Below are 19,168 nucleotides of genomic sequence, written 5' to 3' on the forward strand. Positions count from 1 at the left end.
GGCGCTCAAGTCCCCTGGTACCGGGCCGATAACCCGGCATGCTGAAGTCTCCCCCACCCGCCTTGCTGGACGAGCCGCAACGGCTCAGCGCCCTGCGCCAGCTGTGTCTGCTGGACACGCCGGCCGACCAGGTCTTCGATCTGGTCACACAGTTGGCGTCCCGCTACCTGCGGGTGCCGATCGCGCTGGTCTCGCTGATCGACGAACAGCGCCAGTGGTTCAAGTCCCGGGTCGGCCTGGAGGTTCCGCAGACGCCGCGCAGCCAGGCGTTCTGCGCCTATGCGATCCACAGCCCGGAACTGATGGTGGTGCCCGATGCCCGCCAGGATCCGCGTTTCCGCGACAACCCGCTGGTCACCGGCCCGCCGTTCATCCGCTTCTACGCCGGCGCGCCGCTGCTGATGGCCGACGGCGCCAGCCTGGGTACGCTGTGCGTGATCGACAGCGAGCCGCGCCATGAGTTCGACGAGGTCGCGCGCCGCACCCTGCAGGACCTGCGCGACCTGCTGATGGTGCGCATCGACACCCTGCGCAACAGCGGCTTCGTCGATGCGCTGACCGGCCTGCCCAACCGCAGCCGCTTCAACGACGACCTGACCATGTGGCTGTCGCTGCAGACCGCCGACCACCACGACACCGCAGTGGCGATCGACGTGTGCGGCATCGACTATTTCCGCGACATGGTCAAGGCGCTGGGCTGGGAGTACGCCGAGGGCTACCTGCTGGCCACCCGCGACCGCCTGCGCAAGGCGCTGGGCAACCTGCCGCTGTACCGCATCGACACCACCACCTTCGTGTTCATCATGGAAGGCAGCGACGCGGCGCATCTGGAGTACTGGTGCGAGCACCTCTGCGACGCCTTCGCCGCGGCGATCGACCACCAGGGCATTCCGCATGCGGCCAGCCCCTCGCTGGGCGCGGTGCGCCTGGACGGGGCGCTGAGCGCCAATCACACGGTGCGCTCGCTGACCACCGCGGTGGACATGGCGCGCCAGCGTGGGCAGCGCTGGAGCCTGTACGAGCGCAACCATGACGCCAACCAGCGCAATGCGTTCCGGATCCTGGCCGCCTTGCCCGAAGCGCTGGAGGCGCGCGGCCAGCTGAGCCTGCACTACCAGCCACGGGTGAGCCTGCGCAGCGGCGAATGCGTGGGCGTGGAAGCGCTGCTGCGCTGGCAGCATCCGCTGCTGGGCACGGTGGCGCCGAACGACTTCATCCCGCTGGCGGAAAAGACCGCACTGATGAGCCGCATCACCGCCTGGGTGCTGCGCACCGGCATCGCCCAGGCGGCGCTGTGGCAGCAGCGCGGCTATCGCTTCAGCGTCTCACTGAACGTGTCGGCGGTGGACCTGGAACAGGCCGACTTCATCGCCCGGCTGCAGGCGCTGCTGCAGCAGCATGCGCTGGCGCCCGGCGCACTGGAGATCGAATTCACCGAGAGCGCGATGATCCGCGATCCGCAGCGGGTGGCCGAACAACTGCAGCAGATCAGCGCGCTCGGGGTGAAGATCGCCATCGACGACTTCGGCACCGGCTACAGCAACCTCGGCTATCTCAAGAACATTCCGGCCAGCGCACTGAAGATCGACCAGTCGTTCATCCGCACCCTGCCCGGCAGCCGCAGCGACGGCATGCTGGTGCCGTCGATGATCCATCTCGGCCACGACTTCGGCCAGCAGGTGGTGGCCGAAGGCATCGAGAGCGCAACCGTGTACCGGATGCTGCGCGATTGGGGCTGCGACGAAGGCCAGGGCTACTGGATCGCGCGGCCGATGCCGGCCGAGGCGCTCGACGCCTGGCTGGCCGAGCCGTGGCAGGGCGACGACGCCTGAGCGTGCCGCGCCACGGCCGGCCCGTGGCTCACCAGAACACCGCGTACAACGCCACCAGGATCGCGATCACCGCCGCGGCGCCGAGCTTGAAGCCCAGCGTGGTGCCGTAGCGCACGTCGTCGGTGCGGATCAGGTCGCGCGCCGGCGCCTGCGGGGTCAGCAGCGACACCAGCACCGCCGCCACCAGCGACAGCACGAACACCAGGCCGATGCGGTCCATGAACGGCAGTTCCGGCCACAGCTTCTTCAGCGCGAACGACAGCAGCACCGAGCCGATCGCCGCGGTCAGCGCGCCGGCCTCGTTGGCGCGCTTCCAGAACAGTCCGAGCATGAAGATCACCACCACGCCCGGGGTGAAGAAGCCGGTGAATTCCTGGATGAACTGGAAGCCCTGGTCGAAATTGCCCAGCAGCGGCCGCGCGGTGAGGATGCCGATCAGCACCGAGGTCACCGCGGCCACGCGGCCGACCCGCACCAGTTGCGGCTGGTCGGCCTGCGGGCGGAACTTGGCGTAGAAGTCCAGGGTGAAGATGGTCGCCACCGAATTGATCTTGGACGCCAGCGAGGCCACGATCGCCGCCACCAGCGCGGCGAACACCAGGCCGAGGATGCCGCTGGGCAGCAACTGCATCATGGTCGGATAGGCCTGGTCGGGCTTGGCCAGGTCCGGCGCCAGCACCACCGCGGCGATGCCCGGCACCACCACCACCACCGGCATCAGCAGCTTCAGGAACGCGGCGAACACCATGCCCTTCTGCGCCTCGCCGATGTTCTTGGCCGCCAGCGCACGCTGGATGATGTACTGGTTGAAGCCCCAGTAGCTGATGTTCATCACCCACAGGCCGCCGAGCAGCACGCTCAGGCCCGGCAGGTCCTTGTAGAACGGGTTGTCCTTGGACAGGATCATGTGGAAGTGCTCGGGGTGCGCGTTCCACAGGTGGCGGAAGCCGGCGAGCACGCCGGCGCCGTCGCCGATCCGCGAGAGGGTCAGTCCGGCGACCAGCAGACCGCCCAGCACCAGCAGGGTGACTTGGACGATGTCGGTCAGCGCCACCGCCTTCAGCCCGCCGTACAGCTGGTACACCAGCGCGAACACGCCGATCAGCGCCAGCGCCAGGGTCTGATCCATGCCGGTGACCTGGCTCACCGCGATCGAGCCCAGCCACAGGATCGAGGTCAGGTTGACGAACACGTACAGCAGCAGCCAGAACACCGCCATCAGCGTGCGGATCCACTTGCCGTAACGCTGCTCCAGGAACTGCGGCATGGTGTAGATGCCGTTGCGCAGGAAGATCGGCAGGAAGAACTTGCCGACGATCAACAGGGTCAGCGCCGCCATCCACTCGTAGGAGGCGATCGCCAGGCCGATCGCGTAGCCGGAGCCGGCCATGCCGATGATCTGCTCGGCGGAGATGTTCGCCGCGATCAGCGAGGCGCCGATCGCCCACCACGGCAGGGTCTTGCTGGCCAGGAAGTAGTCCTCGGCACTCTTGCGGTGCCCGGCCTTCTCCCGCGAGACCCATTGCGCGAGCAGGAAGATGCCCGCCAGGTAGACCACCACGATCGCCACATCCAACGTCGCCAACCCCACTGCCTTCTCCTACGGGCCGCAGCCCTGTCGCACCGTTGTCCATGACGCCGCCCGCGTGGGCGGCGCCGCTCGTTCAAGAAAACCGTTCGCCGCCGCTCAATGCAGCGGGCAGTCGACCACGCTCTGCGCGTCGTTGCTGCTGCCCAGCGCGATCCGCGACAGCGACAGATCCAGCGTGCCGTCGCTCTCGATCAAGGGCAGGCGCTCAAGCCGGGTCAGGTCGGCGCCGGCCACCGCGAAGCACTTCAGCGGCACGCCTAGGGTGCGCCACTCGCCCTTGGGCAGCGCAGCCAAGGCCTTGCCCAGATCCACGCGCGCGCCGCAGTCGTGGCCGCAGGCCACGCCGATGCGCGCGGCTGCGCTGGGCGCCGCGTCCACCTTCAACGTCAGGATCAGTTGCACGTCGCCATTGCTCTCGCGCGAGACGTCCAGCGGCTTGGGCAACACCAGCGCCAAGCCGGACTTGCCGCTGCCGGACCAGACGAAGCGGCGCGCATCCTCCTGCGCCTTGTGGTCGATCGCGGTGACCTTCAGCGATCCGTCGGCCAGTGCCGCCGGGAAGGTCGCCGCCGGCAGATTGGCCTGCGTGCCGCCGAACAGGATCAGGTTGATGCCCGCCGCCGGCTTGCCGCGGTCCAGGTACACCCCGCCCACCGCCTGCGCGCCGGACACGCCCGACACCTCGGACAGCCGGCTCAGATCGCCCTTGTCCTCGTAGGTGAGGCCGTAGCCGAAAGCGAACTGCGGGCTGTAGTTCTTCTGCCCGACGTTGTTGGCGAACTGCACCGCGGTGCGCGGCCAGGAGAAGCTCAGCTTGCCGTGGAAGTCGTACTGCACGCTGCCGTCCGCCTTGCGCAGCAGCACGTCGGCGATGCCGGCGCCTTCCGAACCCGGCAACCAGGCCGCGACGAAGGCGTCGGCGGCGTTGATCTCGCGGTTCACCCACAGCGGCCGCCCGCTCAGGAACACCGCCACCACCGGAATGCCCTGGGCCTTGAGCGACTTGATGAGTTCCAAGTCGCTGTCGTCGCCGGGCTTGTACAGCAGCGTGGCGATGTCGCCCTGGAACTCGGCATAGGGATGCTCGCCGAACACCACCACCGCCACGTCCGGCTTGGTCGCGAACTTGCCGTCCACCGCCAGTTCGGCGCTGCCGCCGGCGGCGCCGACCTGCTGCTGCAGGCCTTCCCAGATGGTGGTGCCGTTGGGGTAGTCGGCGCGCTTGGTGCCGGTGCCCTGCCAGTTGAGGGTCCAGCCGCCGGCCTGCCTGCCCATGTCGTTGGCGCCGTCGCCGGCCACCAGCAGCTTGAGCTGCGGCTTCAGCGGCAACAGCTGCCCCTGGTTCTTCAGCAGCACCAGCGATTCGCGCACCGCCTGCCGCGCCACCGCGCGGTGTTCGGGCGCGCCGAGCAGCTCGAACTTGCCGCCGAGCGGACGCTGCGACGGCTTGCCGGCCTCGAACAGGCCCAGGCGCAGCTTGACCCGCAGGATGCGCCGCACCGCATCGTCCAGCCGCGTCATCGGGATCTGCCCCGACTTCACCGCCTTCAGCGCGTTCTCGTAGACGCCCTTCCAGCTGTCCGGCGCCATCAGCATGTCCACGCCGGCGTTGAACGCGGCCGGGCAATCGTCGTTGCGGCAGCCGGGCACCTGGCCGTGGCCGTTCCAGTCGCCGACCACGAAGCCGCCGAAATGCATCTGCCCCTTCAGCACGTCGGTGAGCATGACCGTGTTGCCGTGCATCTTGACCCCGTTGACGCTGTTGAACGAGGCCATCACCGTTTGCGCCCCCGCGGCGATCGCCGGCGGATAGCCGGCGCCGTGGATGTCGCGCAGCTGCTGCTCGCTGATCCGGGTATCGCCCTGGTCCTTGCCGTCGGTGGTGCCGCCATCGCCGAGGAAGTGCTTGACCGAGGAGATCACGTGCGACCCGTCCAGGAAACCCGGCGTGCCGGGCACGCCCTGCAGCCCCTCGACCACCTTGCCGGCGAAGCTGGCCACCACCTCGGGCGACTCCGAATAGCCTTCGTAAGTGCGGCCCCAGCGGTCGTCCTGCGGCACCGCCACGGTCGGGGCGAAGGTCCACTCCATGCCGGTGGTACGGGTCTCGGCGGCAGTGATCTCGCCGATCTTGCGCATCAGCTCCGGGTCGCGGGTCGCGCCCAGGCCGATGTTGTGCGGGAACAGCGTGGCGCCGACGATGTTGCTCTGACCGTGCACCGCGTCGATGCCGAAGATGATCGGGATCGCCGGGCCGGCGCCGTCGGTTTGCATCGACGCCGTGTAATAGGCATCGGCCAGCGCCAGCCACTGCGCCGGGCTGGCGTCGTACTTGCCGCCGGGATCGGAATTGCCGCCAGCCAGCACCGAGCCGATGTGGTACTTGCGCGCGTCCTCCGGGGTCATGCTGCCGATGTCGCCCTGCACGGTCTGCCCGACCTTCTGCTCCACCGACATCTGCGCCATCAGCTTGGTGATGCGCGCCTCCAGCGCCGGATCCTCCTTCAACGGCCAGGCCGGCGACGGCCACCGGTCCGGATGGATCGGCGGCGGCGGCGCGGCCGCCGGTGCGACCGGCACGGAGCGACCGGGAACGGCGGCGGCCAACGCCAGCAGGCCAAGCGCAGCGGCCGCGGCCAGCGCCGTGCGAAGCGGCGCGCGCGCGCCAGCGGTCTGTGTGTGCAAGAGACTCCCTCCCAGGAACGGCGAACGCATGCCATGTCGCGGCCGGACCGCACACGCCGAGGTGCGGCCGGCGCCTACGCTTCCCGAATCGCCCCAAGCCTGTCAACCGCGGCGCGAGGTATGCCTCGATGCCGCACGGATATCGGCTGACGCTATAGCGATGGAATACCGGGTTTGCTTGGGGTGACTGGCATGGACTTGTCTTGCTTCACCAGCATAGGCAGCGTCGCTGCGGAGATTTTGCTGCATCGCAGTAGAACCGACATTGCACACTGCGCAGATCTGGGACCGCATACGGGCAGATGACGCACCTGATAGCTTGCCAGTTCGATGGCCTTCTTACCCCGTCATGGAGCATGGCCGAATCCGTGACGGTGACGTCTGGTAGGCAATCAATGTCGAACCGAGACGGAGTCGTTCGCCACAGGCCCGCCGGCACAAGGACCATTCCTCCTAGATCGAGGCTCTCAGTCGACAGGCAGCGATAATGTCCTTCCATTGCCCGGAGGCAAGCAATGACGCATCGAGATTGACGACATGGTCGTTCCTGCGGAACGCGAACGCATACACCTGATCGAAAAAATCTGGAGAAAACAAACTTTCATAGCGATTAAAAGCCCCGCCATACATGCACAGGGAGAACCTGCAGCCCTCCGCATCGAACATGCTTGCCAAGGCCCGATGAATTTCTGCAGAGATCGCATCCGGAGCAGCCACGACCGTCTCGAGGAGCAATACGCCGTTCGGCCAATCGTCGCCAAGCATCCTGTAAACGGACGCTTCGCTCCGCGAACTGATATCCCGCTTCAGCGTTGCATATGCTCCCTGCAAGGAAGCTGCATCAAAAACACCGTAGCACAGAGCGGAGAATGTGCTTGCGCCATAAACCGAGAGGAAATCAACGGCGCGCATAAATGTAAAAATCGAATTTATTCATGACCTATACACCTTCAATCCCAGAAAGGACGATACTGACCGCCTCATTCCCTGGGCCGCCTCAGCAAAGCCAAAATCAATCTCGCCGGACACATACCCACTAGATTTATTGCACGTACAGAGCTCATGCATGCCGAGCTCGATATACACGAGCAGCCAATAATCATTGCAGCCTTTTCCTAAGCCGCCAAGCATTAAAAAATTCAAATACTGTAACGACAGAAAAAAACAAAGCAAAAAAAAGAAGAAGCTTCGCCAGCCACAATACATTTATAATCCATGCGATAGATGCCGCAACAGCAACAAACAAAATAAGCTTAATTCCACTACGAAAGCGAATCTCTGATTGTCTTATGCGAACCTCAATTCTCATCCCCTATCCTCCACAGCGGCACTACCACCAATAGCCCTAAATCCGAAGCTGACGCATACTGGATCCCCACTAATAAAACGCCCCGAATCTGTAGGGTAGTACCGCACCCGATGGTATAGAGCTCACCCGCATCCTGCTTCGGCTCCGTGTGCTGATAAGGGTGTCTCGCCCCCGCACTTGTTTGGTTTGTCCATCCGTAAGGACATAAGTCATATTGCTGGATCAAGGCCATTGACACGGGTTAATGCGCGCGTACTGTTCATTGTCTGCCACCTTTGAAATTTTCGGATTTTTCCGCCCCCACTGGTCGTGGCCGAAGATATAGACCACTGAAATGTGATCAACCGGATGTCCATCAATGCAATAAAAATCCCATTTACCAATACCACCTCAGGATTAAAAAATTACGCACACTATCTTTTGGTACAAATGTCATCTTCAAGCTCTCGTAAGTTTCCTTGTCTTGAATGTTGCCCTTATCAGCAGCCAACCTACCCCAATGCAAGGCCTCAGGACCATTATTGTGCAACACGCAATCAAGGTAATAGTCGCGCATACCTCTAATTGCCATAAGTTCTCCGCTTTCCGCCTTTGAACGACTGGAAACAACATCAAATTTTCTGCAACTCCCATCCCCTGACACGGGAACCACATTATCCTTACGGCGATCGGATCTTTCACATGAAACCAAGAGTATAAGAAAAACCACAATCCCAGCCCTCAACATCATGGCCTTACACTCCTATATTCACCTGGATCATTTAAATCCATAGGGCCGTGGATATCGCCTTTATGTCCGTAGGGAGTCGCCAGCGAACCTCTAGATGTATACCAGACGGACCTCGTAGGTGCATCAACTTCCGTACCTCTAATTTTGGATAGACCTGTCATAACATTGACCATACCCGGCAACTCAGGATCCGCGCCAGTATTGCATGCCTTTAGAATTACAGGCTCGTCGTCCTTGCATCCCTCTTGCTTTCTGCGCAATCAGGCGGCCGACCTAGTCGTAGCCGTAGCCGATCTCGCCCAGGGCCGTGCCGTCCGAACTCATCATCCGCATCAAAATCACCCAACATTCCAAAGTTATTGACCTCAGATGATTGGCAACCATCATCCCGGGAGAGCCAGTGGAAAAAAGCAAAAAACTCAATGCAGAAAAATAACTAAATCCTATTCAGCAAAAAAACAAACCCACCAAAACAAGAAGAGCAACAGCCATAGAAGAAGCCCCGCCTCACACCACATCTTTATCCACACTCACATCCGCTTATCACCCAAAACTAACCAACCTCATTAAATATGAAAATATTATCATTCCATAACTTAGAGAAATACTCCAAAGGAAATTGCAAATCCGCGTGACTACCATCATCAAAAATTAGTCGCCACCAAGGAGTTAGGTATGTGACAGATGCAGCCAGTATGCCGTTATTAAGAACACTCAATTTTGAAACAAAGATATTTCGAACGCAATGCACCTCAACTCCACACCCAATTTTAAAAACCAATCCACCAACGTCGATAAATTTAAATCCATCATCTTCAAAAAATATTATGCGCTTTGGGCCACGCAATATTTTCTCCCAATCAACAAGCCAACCCGCCACATTCAATCTCTTATCACCAGATGAAAAAAAATTTAACTCCCCACCGCCATAGACAAAGACATCCTGCTCTAGCGGATCGTAAACCCTATAGCGACGAACCAGTATTTTATTGGCCACAACCACAATTACCTCCAATTCTTCCTGCGCGCGTTGCCGAACCCACTAAGCCGCCTCCTACTAAAAGGGATGTCCACCAAATGCTCGTTCTTCCTGCACCAGCAATTATGTCGGCGCTACTTTTTTCAACTGCGCCATTAATACCCCATTGATCCCGGATGTAGTTCGTCAACCCAAATGACAACGAGTCGCCAAAACCTGCTACCGCATCTACTACCGGCTGGGGAATTGATGGCAAATCAAAAAGACCTAAAGGATCTCCATACATCAATGGGGAACCATGGACGTAGGAATATGCATTTGCTCCACCGGCCAACCCGATGGGGTCCTCACTAACAAAGTGCCCCAACTCTGACCGATAGTACCGCGCCCGGTAGTAATAAAACCCGCTCGCATCCCGCTCCCGCCCCGTGTACTGATAGGGGTTGCTGGCCCCAGCGCTGGCTTGACTGGTCTGTCCGTAAGGGGTGTAGTCGTAGCGCTGGATCAAGGCACCGCTGGCGTTGGTGAGTGCACGCGTACTGCCAAGCGCATCGCTCAGGAAGTACGCCCGTCCGCTGGCTTCATTACGCGCACAGCGCTCATCGATGCCCAGCCCGGTCAGGATCGGATTGACGGCGCCGCCCTGGGTCTCCTGGACGGCGTCCAGCCCGTCGTACATGTAGCTGACGGTCTGCCCGCCTTCGGTCTTGCTCACTCTTCGACCAAGCGGGTCATAGCCAAAACTGGCGATGCTCGCCGTTCCCTGTTTGATCTCGACCAATTGCTCATGTGCGTTCCAGATGTAGGTACACACGCCGTCGGAGAGCAGGTTGCCGTTGGCGTCGTAGCTGAGCGTCTGGCCATCGGCCTGGGTCTGGCACTGGTTGTCGTTGAAGCTGTCTGTTGGTGCTGTCGATTAATAAATATTACAGCTTCCTCTTAAGTCGCCAGGCATTCCAATATTCAAATAATGTAACGACAAAGAAAAACAAAACAAAAAAGATAAGAATTTTTGCCAACCATAAAACATCCATAACCCAAGCAACAGACGCCGTGACGGCGATAAAAAAAACAAGCTTAATGCCACTACGAACACGAATTTCTGATTGCTTTATTCTAACATCAATTTTCATACACCTATCCTCCCCAGCCGCAACAACTATTGATAGCCATAGTGGCTGGAGTACCGTCTATCCCCCAAACGGAGATTTTTAGCTCCGATTCTGTAGCAACCCTCACCGTTAGGAGCCGGCAGCGTGCCAATGAGCAGTTAAACATATCAATTTACAGACTCGCCTCTCAAGAGTTGATGCCTCCCAAAAACCCTTGGCGGATCAAAATGCCGCCGCTGTAAATTTCGCAATTCCGATTCATCGCAAATAATCATCCATAACAAAAACCAAAAATCCACCAAGATTTACTTGAAAAACTCCAAGTCTCGTATTTTGGAATAGCCTTCTGGATCCCAGAAGACCTCAGCCTGCTTCTCAGGCATCTCCAAGGAATGCAACCCTAATGAGTTTATACATCTGGATGAAAAATCAGGATTTATCGCAATGAATTTATTTAAATTTCTCTCTAAATTACCACTATTTTCATATAAATATTTTGCATAATTTTCACGTTTCTGCAAAAAATCATCCCTCCTTATATTAATAAAAATAGGATTTGAATTTAAACATATGTACATTCCATAACACAACTCATCCTCCACATTATAATCACCCAGCCTTCCAAAGTCGTTGACCTCAGAGGATATGCGACTAGTTACTTCAGGAGAGAAGCTGGACAGGAAGTAAAAAAAACTCAATGCAGAAAAAAGCAACCAGATTCTATAGCCAGCAAAAATACATGCGCCGGCCAAAACAAGAAAAGCAATAGATATAGATAAATTCCTGTCTCGCATCGTAATCTTCATTTGCACTCGCATCCATTCATCATCGCCATTGGAACAGCGCCATAAATCCCTAACGTGGTAAATTTAAAAATGTTGTACGCAATCCCACCATTCGACATGAGGTTATTTAGTCGCCCAGAGACAGGCAAGTAATTCCAACCGGCATTCGACCCACCAGCAGATCGGGGAGTGAACCAATGATGCAGCTCAAAACGTCCACGATAACCTCCCACGCTTCTACTCCAAGTACGCTGCACGCTACCCCAAGTTCTTTTATCGAAAATCAGCCTCTCGAGACCTTTTGCCCCTTGGTTAACTGCATTTCTGCCCAGATGAGCGCCGCCAAAAGTCAAACTCACACCAATCCCGCTCCATTCACCGGCACTGTATTGCCCTGAGCACTGATTAACAGCCCCATTGGTTCCCATCATATCGCGCACGGAATTTGTCAACCCGAAGGATAACGTATCACCCATCCCGGCCGAAAAATCTACTAGCCCCTGCGGAAGCTCATCGCCCCAGGCCCATAGTCCATAAGGATCGATATAAGACATGGGGTTACCACCCACATAAGCGTACACATTGGCTCCGCCACTCAATCCGATCGGATCCTCACTAGCAAATCGCCCCATACCCGGCTGGTAGTACCGCGCCCGGTAGTAATAAAGCCCACTCGCATCCCGCTCCCGCCCCGTGTACTGATACGGGTTGCTGGTCCCTGCGCTGGCTTGACTGGTCTGTCCGTAAGGCGTGTAGTCGTAGCGCTGGATCAAGGCACCGCTGGCGTTGGTAAGTGCGCGGGTGCTGCCAAGGGCGTCTGTCAGGAAGTACGCACGTCCGCTGGCTTCGTTGCGCGCATAACGTTCGTCGATGCCAAGCCCGGTCAGGATCGGGTTGACGGTGCCGCCCTGGGTTTCCTGCACCGCGTCCAGCCCATCGTACAGATAGCTGATCGTCTGCCCGCCTTCGGTCTTGCTCACTCTTCGGCCCAGCGGGTCGTAGCCGAAACTGGCGATGCTCGCCGTTCCCTGTTTGATTTCGACCAACTGGTCGCGTGCGTTCCAGACGTAGGTGCGTACGCCATCGGAGAGCAGGTTGCCGTTGGCGTCGTAGCTGAGCGTCTGGCCGTCGGCCTGGGTTTGCCGGTTGTTGTCGTCGAAGCTGCCGCTGCGGGCCGCCGGCAGCGCCTGCGGGGCGAAGCTACCGGTCTGCGCCACCAGGCGGCCGACCTGGTCGTAGCCGTAGCCGATCTCGCCCAGGGCCGTGCCGTCCGGTTTGAGCCAGGCGATGCCGGTGGTCTGGTTGGCGGTGTTGTAGGCGTACCCGGTCTTGACTCCGTTGGGCAGCGTGGTCTCGGTGAGGCGATCGGCGGCGTCGTAATCGAACGCCACGGTCTCGCTCCCCTGCAGCAAGCTGCGCAGGCGGTCGACGGCGTCGTAGCGGTATTCCAGTGCCGCCTGGTTGGCCGCGATCATCTTGGTGCGGCGGCCCGCGGCGTCGTATTCGTAGACGATGTTGCCTTGCGGAGTGATAGCCTTGGTGACCTGGTCGAACAGGTCGTAGTCCCAGCTCAGGGTGCCCGCTGCCGAATCCATCAGCGCGACACGGCGATTGCCGGCGTCGTAGGTGAAGGTCTGGGTGCGCCCGTCGGCCTCGGTGACCACCGACAGGCGCCCAAGCACGTCGTAGGTGAAGGTCTTTTTCTGGCCCTTGCGATCGGTGTAGCTGGCGACCCGGTCCATGGTGTCGTAGGTCCATGTCTCGGACTGGCCCAGTGCGTCGGTACGGGTCAGCGGACGGTTGCGCTCGTCGTAGGTATAGGTGATGCCGTTGCCGTGCGGCAGCAGGATCGCCACGACGTTGCCGTTCTTGTCGTAGCCGAACTCGGTCACGTTGCCGGCGGCGTCGTAGGCCTTGCTGACACGGCCAAGCGCGTCGTATTCCTGGCGCGTGGCGTTGCCCAGGTCGTCGCGGCTGCCGGTTACCCTGCCGAGGCTGTCGTACTGGAAGCGCGTGCTGCGCCCCAGGGGATCGACCATGCCGGCCAGATCGTAGCCAGCGTACTGAAAAGCGATCGTCTGGCCGATCGCATTGGTCGCGCTCAACGGCAGGCCCGCGCCATCGCAGGCGAAGCGCGCCGTGCGGCCGCCAGGGTCGGTGACCGCGGTCAGGCAGCGGTTGGCGCCGTAGTCCAGGCGCGTGACCCGCCCTAGCGGATCCGTCGCCGATTGCAGGTCGCCGTCGCTGGTGTAGCCGGAGCCTTCCACTCGTCTGCCCCCTCACCGATCAGAGCCGGTAGCGTGTCAACTAGCAGTACACAGTTCAATTTACAGATTCAGACTCATCCCGCGGTGTCACGCACACAATTTCTCTCTAGAAAAACCAGAACATATTTATCCACTTTTTTCAATAACCTCAACTTCCCCAAATAATTACATGAAACATAAAATCTCATATTATCTGGAACCATCCTTACGCGATGATCATTCGCCCCTTGATTGAGCACGATCCAAACTCGGGGAAAATCAGGATCATAAGTAGGAAGTCCAATAAAACTATAACCCTTAGGCGAGACATTGCCCAACAAAATCGGCGAACTTTTGTCACTCCAAACTCTATGTTTTAACTCAACCTGCTGAAGCGAAGAAAGCACATCCTTTTCGCCAAGCTCACCAGAATCTATAAATAAAATCCACCTATAAATCACAATAAAAACAATAGCAGAAATAATAAAAAAACTAAAAGCGAATATTTTCTTTGTATTTTTAAACATACTTAATTAACCTTATCAAATTGCTTGAGCTCAGCTGGAATAGAAGCCCCTTTCGGGATAACAAGATACTTCGCACCAGGCAATGACAAGACATCCTGAAAAGTTCGTCCAGGAAGAATAGATGAATCCAGCCCGACATTGAGTCCAGAAGATCGTAATGCGTCACCAACCGCGGTGGAACAATTGTGTGAGAAAACCGAATAATTCCCCACATTCTTCTCCATGGAGCGTCTTATAAGAGCCTCCTGCAGTGGCGTAGTATTTATCACCACAGCCTCCACGAACCTATCTTTTAACTGGGACTTCAAATAAGCACCGACACTGCCGCCATAGGGATCAACAGTACCATAACTGTAAATACCCGCCCCTGTTGTAGCAACAGCAATATGTCCAAATGGATTACTATCAATGCTCCCAGAAAGAAAAACAACCGTTGCAAGTCCCAATGGATCAACCTGTAAAACAGGACTGCCAGCAACATAAGCATAGCTATTTATGCCACCAGCCAGCCCGATCGGATCCTCACTGATAAATCGTGCCAAATTCGGCTGATAGTACCTCGCCCGGTAATAGTACAGACCACTCTGGTCCTTCTCCCGTCCGGTGTACTGGTATGGGTTGTTGAACCCGGCACTGCTATGCGCCGTACTACCATACGAGTCATAGTCGTAGCGCTGCACAACCTTGCCTTCGGAATCAGTAAGCAGGCGCGTGCTGCCTAGCGAGTCGGTTAGGTAGTAAGTACGGCCGCTAGCGTCGTTGCGTGCGTAGCGTTTGTCGATGCCAAGCCCGGTCAGGATCGGGTTGACGGTGCCACCTTGGGTTTCCTGCACCGCGTCCAGCCCATCGTACAGATAGCTGATCGTCTGCCCGCCTTCGGTCTTGCTCACTCTTCGACCCAGCGGGTCGTAGCCGAAGCTGGCGATGCTCGCCGTTCCCTGTTTGATTTCGACCAACTGGTCGCGTGCGTTCCAGACGTAGGTGCGTACGCCATCGGAGAGCAGGTTGCCGTTGGTGTCGTAACTGAGCGTCTGGCCATCGGCCTGGGTTTGCCGGTTGTTGTCGTCGAAGCTGCCGCTGCGGGCCGCCGGCAGCGCCTGCGGGGCGAAGCTGCCGGTCTGCGCCACCAGGCGGCCGACCTGGTCGTAGCCGTAGCCGATCTCGCCCAGGGCCGTGCCGTCCGGCTTGAGCCAGGCGATGCCGGTGGTCTGGTTGGCGGTGTTGTAGGCGTACCCGGTCTTGACTCCGTTGGGCAGCGTGGTCTCGGTGAGGCGATCGGCGGCGTCGTAATCGAACGCCACGGTCTCGCTCCCCTGCAGCAAGCTGCGCAGACGGTCGACGGCGTCGTAGCGGTATTCCAGTGCCGCCTGGTTGGCCGCGATCATCTTGGTGCGGCGGCCCGCGGCGTCGTATTCGTAGACGATGTTGCCTTGCGGAGTGATAGCCTTGGTGACCTGGTCGAACAGGTCGTAGTCCCAGCTCAGGGTGCCCGCTGCCGAATCCATCAGCGCGACACGGCGATTGCCGGCGTCGTAGGTGAAGGTCTGGGTGCGCCCGTCGGCCTCGGTGACCACCGACAGGCGCCCAAGCACGTCGTAGGTGAAGGTCTTTTTCTGGCCCTTGCGATCGGTGTAGCTGGCGACCCGGTCCATGGTGTCGTAGGTCCATGTCTCGGACTGGCCCAGTGCGTCGGTACGGGTCAGCGGACGGTTGCGCTCGTCGTAGGTATAGGTGATGCCGTTGCCGTGCGGCAGCAGGATCGCCACGACGTTGCCGTTCTTGTCGTAGCCGAACTCGGTCACGTTGCCGGCGGCGTCGTAGGCCTTGCTGACACGGCCAAGCGCGTCGTATTCCTGGCGCGTGGCGTTGCCCAGGTCGTCGCGGCTGCCGGTTACCCTGCCGAGGCTGTCGTACTGGAAGCGCGTGCTGCGCCCCAGGGGATCGACCATGCCGGCCAGATCGTAGCCAGCGTACTGAAAAGCGATCGTCTGGCCGATCGCATTGGTCGCGCTCAACGGCAGGCCCGCGCCATCGCAGGCGAAGCGCGCCGTGCGGCCGCCAGGGTCGGTGACCGCGGTCAGGCAGCGGTTGGCGCCGTAGTCCAGGCGCGTGACCCGCCCTAGCGGATCCGTCGCCGATTGCAGGTCGCCGTCACTGGTGTAGCTGAGGCTGGACACGCGCGCCTGTGTGGTGCCCGCCAGCAGCGTGACCTGCAGCGGTCGTCCGCCCGCGTCGTAGCGATACTCGGTGCGACGGCCGAGCGGGTCGATACTGGCGGTGACCTGCCCGTAGGCGTTGCGCTCGAAGCTGTACGTCTGTTGCTTGTCGGTGCCATAGGCCAGGATGTCGGTCTTCGGATAGGCGCTGTTGCCGTCGAAGACGACGCGGCGTTTGCTGCCGTCCGGACTGGTGACGAGCACACCAGTGGTGCCGCCATCGACATGCGCATAGTCGATGACGAAGATGCCGCCATCGGCCTGGGTCTGCTTGACGACCCTGCCGGTGGACACGCCGTTGACGACCTCGAACTCGTTGAGCAGGACGCGCTTGCCGCGCGCGTCGGTGATGGACTGCATCCGATGCTGCGCGAGTGCGTTGTTCTGGGTCCTGGTCTGATACGCATATGCCTTGCTGCCGCCATCCGGATATCCCACCGTGGCGAGCAAGCCATTGCTGTCGTAGGCATAGGTCCAGCGATTGCCGGCGTTGTCGGTGGCGGCCGCGATGCGATTGCGAGTGTCGTACTCCAGGCCGATATAGCGCCCGCTCGGCGACACGATGCGCGCGACCAGGCCGGCATCGTAGAGCAGCGTGGTGCGGTTACCGTAGCGGTCTTCCAGCCAGCGCAGGCGGGTGTCCATGTAGCTGGAGAACTGCATGCGACTGCCGTCGCGCAGGGTGATGCGGAAGCCGCGGCCCCAGGGCTGCAGCGGGTCCGGATCGTAGACCGATTGCAGCACGGCACCGGCATACTGCGTGGTCGAACCGGCTTGGCGCCACTCGCCACGCGGGCCGGAACCAGAGGCCCGATCGAAGCGGATATAAGCGCCAGTCGGCAGCACCAGATCGAGCGAATCGTAGGTGCCCCCTGGGTTGTGCAGGTAGTAGCCCCAGTTGGACGCGGTGCCGATGCCGAACTCGCGCTGCTTCATGTCATGGGGACGGTAGCTGCGCGACAGGCTCAGCGCCGTCACATCGGCGATCTGCAGGTCGGTTTCCGAATGGACGAATTCGCCGGTCTTCAGGTCGATGGGATCGGCCGCATTGGCGACGCCGCCGCTACCCGGGGTTCCGCAGCAATGCCCATCCGGCGGCAACCCGGCCTCGCTGGGCGGGTCGTTGCTGGGCACGCTGTACATGCCGCCCATGGTCTGGTGCAAGGCGACGCCAGGCTCGGGAACGAAATGCTTGCCGTCGGCCGAAACGGTGCCCTTGCCGTAGACGCGCCAGCCATCGCGCGGGTCGTACATCCAGAAATTGGCCTGGGTACCCGCAGCGTAGCCGTCGTAGTTGGGGTAGTAGACCTGAATGCCGTTGTTGGCGCCGGGGTCGAGTCCGCGGATCTGCGCGCCGCCCGGCTCGACCGTGAACGCCATCGGATGGTTTTCGGTGACCGGGAACGGCGCGCGATTGACAGGCGTCGGCACGATCGCCAGTTCGGTCACCAGGCGGCCCTTGCGGTCCAGCACGACGGTGCCCTTGGGAATGCGCAATTGCAGGCCGGGAATGTCCGGGTGACCAACGACCATGTCCTGGACGGTCGGCGACGGGATCCTGATCTTGTCGCGCGCGGCGATGCGTGGCAGATGCAGCAGATAGCCGAGTTCGTTCAATCGGCCGGCGGCGACTTCGGCGCCGACGACGAATTGACCGTATTCGGCGCCGGCCGTGTTGGCGGTGCTGCCGTCGACGTAGAGTTCCTGATGCCCCGCCGGCACATCGAACAGGGTGAACCAGCCGTTCTTGTCGGTAAGCGCGCGCTCCTTGCCGATGCTGACCTCGACCCCGGCCACGGGTTGCTGGTCGACCCGCACCACACGCCCGCGCACCATCGTCACGTGGAAGGTCGCGGCGATCCGCGCAATGCGGGCGTTATGTTCCGGCTGTTGCGAGGCGCCATAGATGCGCCAGCGGCTGTCGGTATTGTCCTGTCCCGGGTACCAGACGCCGTCCACCAACAGGCCGTGCGCGCGGCACGGCACACCGTCATTGGCACAGGACGCCGGCGTGCCTGCATCGGTCATCTGCACGCTGGGTGCAGCGCCCGCCTCTGCCGGCGCGGCCGCTGCGTGCGCCACCGGCTGTCCGTTGCTGTCGTAGGCGGCGGTGCGGAAATCCAGGGCGATCAACGGCACGGCATCGCCCGATGCGCCGCGCGCACCGTCGACCATCAGGGTGTAGCGGGAATCCGGGAACAAGGCCTGACGCGGCTGCACGAACAGCAGACGCCCCTGCTCCACAGGCGCGATGCGTACCGCGACGCGCCCCTCCGGACCGACCAGGGTGACGGTGCGCGCGGACAACGTGGGCATGTGCAGCGGACGCGAGAAGCGCAGCGCGAGCCGCGCGGTCGGCGCGACGCCGGCTGCCCCCTGCACCGGCACGCTGCCGGCGAGCCGTGGCGCGCCTGGCGTATCGGCGATGCTGGCCGCATACGGAAGAAACGCACCCGCGAGCGGATCGAACACGGCATCGCTGGCGATGCGCTGGGCGTTCCGCGACGACGGCAACGCCACACGGCCATCGGCCAGCAGGCGCGAGCTTGCGTTGCCGCCGCCCGGCAGATCCGCAGGCAGGGTGATCGCCCGATCGCTGGCTTCGTCCCACACCTGCGCACCGGCGCCATCGCCAGTGCCGCCGGCGAGCAGGAGGCGACCATCGGTCAGTACCGTGGCGGTGTGCCCATAGCGCGCACGCAGGCTCAGCCCCGTGGCCGGCTGCACGGAGGCGCTTGCCGGATCGAACCACGCGCCGCCGTCCTGCAGCCGGCCCTTAGCATCGCGGCCGCCCCAGACCAGCACGCGCCCGCTCGGCAGCAAGGTGACGCTGGCATCGATGCGTACCGATGGCAGCGCGATCTCGCGCGCACGCTGACCGGGCACGCGATGGCGCAGAAAGCGCCCGTCGGGCGCCAGCGCCAGCTCGCTGCCATCGGCCAATGTGGTCGCATGCCACTGCCCGAGCACTGCAGGAGCAGCGCCAATGCCGACGGCCGGCATGGCCGCCGTCGACCAGACCAACTGTTGGGAGGCGGCCGTCGACGCCAGCGCGCCCAGCAGCCCACCCAGGATCACGCTTTTCCATGCGCTGTTGAACCACGTCATATGCTCGCTCCGCTCCATGCCTGCTTCCGTTCTGCGTCCGTTCGACGG

At 60.8% G+C, this 19,168-nt stretch carries 12 protein-coding genes; 1 reads left to right on the forward strand and 11 read right to left on the reverse strand.

From position 1 onward, the window contains the following. Nucleotides 1–38 precede the first annotated feature (38 nt). Nucleotides 39–1,832 carry a bifunctional diguanylate cyclase/phosphodiesterase gene (locus RAB70_RS14745; RefSeq protein WP_192578988.1) on the forward strand — a complete coding sequence of 598 codons (1,794 nt, stop codon included), beginning with the start codon at nt 39–41 and terminating at the stop codon, nt 1,830–1,832. A gap of 28 nt (nt 1,833–1,860) precedes the next feature. Here the strand turns inward: RAB70_RS14745 and RAB70_RS14750 are convergent, their stop codons facing one another. From RAB70_RS14750 to RAB70_RS14800, 11 genes are all read right to left on the reverse strand, one after another. Next, entirely contained in the window at nt 1,861–3,423 is a 1,563-nt protein-coding gene (locus RAB70_RS14750) for a sodium/sugar symporter (RefSeq protein ID WP_026143574.1), read from the reverse strand. Between the two features lie 96 nt (nt 3,424–3,519). Further along, nucleotides 3,520–6,138, reverse strand: a complete 2,619-nt coding sequence (locus tag RAB70_RS14755) for an exo 1,3/1,4-beta-D-glucan glucohydrolase (protein WP_170268171.1) — start codon at nt 6,136–6,138, stop codon at nt 3,520–3,522. A gap of 423 nt (nt 6,139–6,561) precedes the next feature. Next, nucleotides 6,562–7,020, reverse strand: a complete 459-nt coding sequence (locus tag RAB70_RS14760) for a hypothetical protein (protein ID WP_148829919.1) — start codon at nt 7,018–7,020, stop codon at nt 6,562–6,564. Nucleotides 7,021–7,207: 187 nt separating this feature from the next. Further along, on the reverse strand, nt 7,208–7,417 hold the full coding sequence (locus tag RAB70_RS14765) for a hypothetical protein (RefSeq protein ID WP_148829920.1): 210 nt from the start codon (nt 7,415–7,417) through the stop codon (nt 7,208–7,210). A 1,283-nt stretch (nt 7,418–8,700) separates the two neighbouring features. Further along, nucleotides 8,701–9,150 carry a hypothetical protein gene (locus RAB70_RS14770; RefSeq protein WP_148829921.1) on the reverse strand — a complete coding sequence of 150 codons (450 nt, stop codon included), beginning with the start codon at nt 9,148–9,150 and terminating at the stop codon, nt 8,701–8,703. Beyond that, nucleotides 9,134–9,940: an RHS repeat domain-containing protein gene (locus RAB70_RS14775; protein ID WP_225851718.1), complete on the reverse strand. Its 807-nt coding sequence runs from the start codon at nt 9,938–9,940 to the stop codon at nt 9,134–9,136. The genes RAB70_RS14770 and RAB70_RS14775 overlap by 17 nt, the downstream gene beginning before the upstream one ends. 112 nt (nt 9,941–10,052) lie before the next feature. Beyond that, complete coding sequence (locus tag RAB70_RS14780; protein ID WP_148829923.1) at nt 10,053–10,259, reverse strand: hypothetical protein; 207 nt, start codon at nt 10,257–10,259, stop codon at nt 10,053–10,055. A gap of 284 nt (nt 10,260–10,543) precedes the next feature. Next, nucleotides 10,544–11,044, reverse strand: a complete 501-nt coding sequence (locus tag RAB70_RS14785; RefSeq protein WP_148829924.1) for a hypothetical protein — start codon at nt 11,042–11,044, stop codon at nt 10,544–10,546. Then, nucleotides 11,041–13,290: an RHS repeat-associated core domain-containing protein gene (locus tag RAB70_RS14790; RefSeq protein WP_265529290.1), complete on the reverse strand. Its 2,250-nt coding sequence runs from the start codon at nt 13,288–13,290 to the stop codon at nt 11,041–11,043. The genes RAB70_RS14785 and RAB70_RS14790 overlap by 4 nt, the downstream gene beginning before the upstream one ends. A gap of 74 nt (nt 13,291–13,364) precedes the next feature. Next, the gene (locus RAB70_RS14795; RefSeq protein WP_148830103.1) at nt 13,365–13,796 is read right to left on the reverse strand and encodes a hypothetical protein; all 432 of its coding nucleotides are present in this window, start codon (nt 13,794–13,796) and stop codon (nt 13,365–13,367) included. 2 nt (nt 13,797–13,798) lie between these two features. Next, the gene (locus RAB70_RS14800) at nt 13,799–19,120 is read right to left on the reverse strand and encodes an RHS repeat-associated core domain-containing protein (RefSeq protein ID WP_265529294.1); all 5,322 of its coding nucleotides are present in this window, start codon (nt 19,118–19,120) and stop codon (nt 13,799–13,801) included. Nucleotides 19,121–19,168: the final 48 nt, after the last annotated feature.

Source organism: Xanthomonas sontii, from assembly GCF_040529055.1.
GTDB lineage: Bacteria > Pseudomonadota > Gammaproteobacteria > Xanthomonadales > Xanthomonadaceae > Xanthomonas_A > Xanthomonas_A sontii.

Excerpts from the sequence above, each read along its gene's own strand:
- RAB70_RS14745 (WP_192578988.1), top strand. The coding sequence starts at position 39 with ATGCTGAAGTCTCCCCCACCCGCCTTGCTGGACGAGCCGCAACGGCTC.
- RAB70_RS14755 (WP_170268171.1), bottom strand. The coding sequence starts at position 6,138 with ATGCGTTCGCCGTTCCTGGGAGGGAGTCTCTTGCACACACAGACCGCT.
- RAB70_RS14760 (WP_148829919.1), bottom strand. The coding sequence starts at position 7,020 with ATGCGCGCCGTTGATTTCCTCTCGGTTTATGGCGCAAGCACATTCTCC.
- RAB70_RS14765 (WP_148829920.1), bottom strand. The coding sequence starts at position 7,417 with ATGAGAATTGAGGTTCGCATAAGACAATCAGAGATTCGCTTTCGTAGT.
- RAB70_RS14780 (WP_148829923.1), bottom strand. The coding sequence starts at position 10,259 with ATGAAAATTGATGTTAGAATAAAGCAATCAGAAATTCGTGTTCGTAGT.
- RAB70_RS14785 (WP_148829924.1), bottom strand. The coding sequence starts at position 11,044 with ATGAAGATTACGATGCGAGACAGGAATTTATCTATATCTATTGCTTTT.
- RAB70_RS14795 (WP_148830103.1), bottom strand. The coding sequence starts at position 13,796 with ATGTTTAAAAATACAAAGAAAATATTCGCTTTTAGTTTTTTTATTATT.
- RAB70_RS14800 (WP_265529294.1), bottom strand. The coding sequence starts at position 19,120 with ATGACGTGGTTCAACAGCGCATGGAAAAGCGTGATCCTGGGTGGGCTG.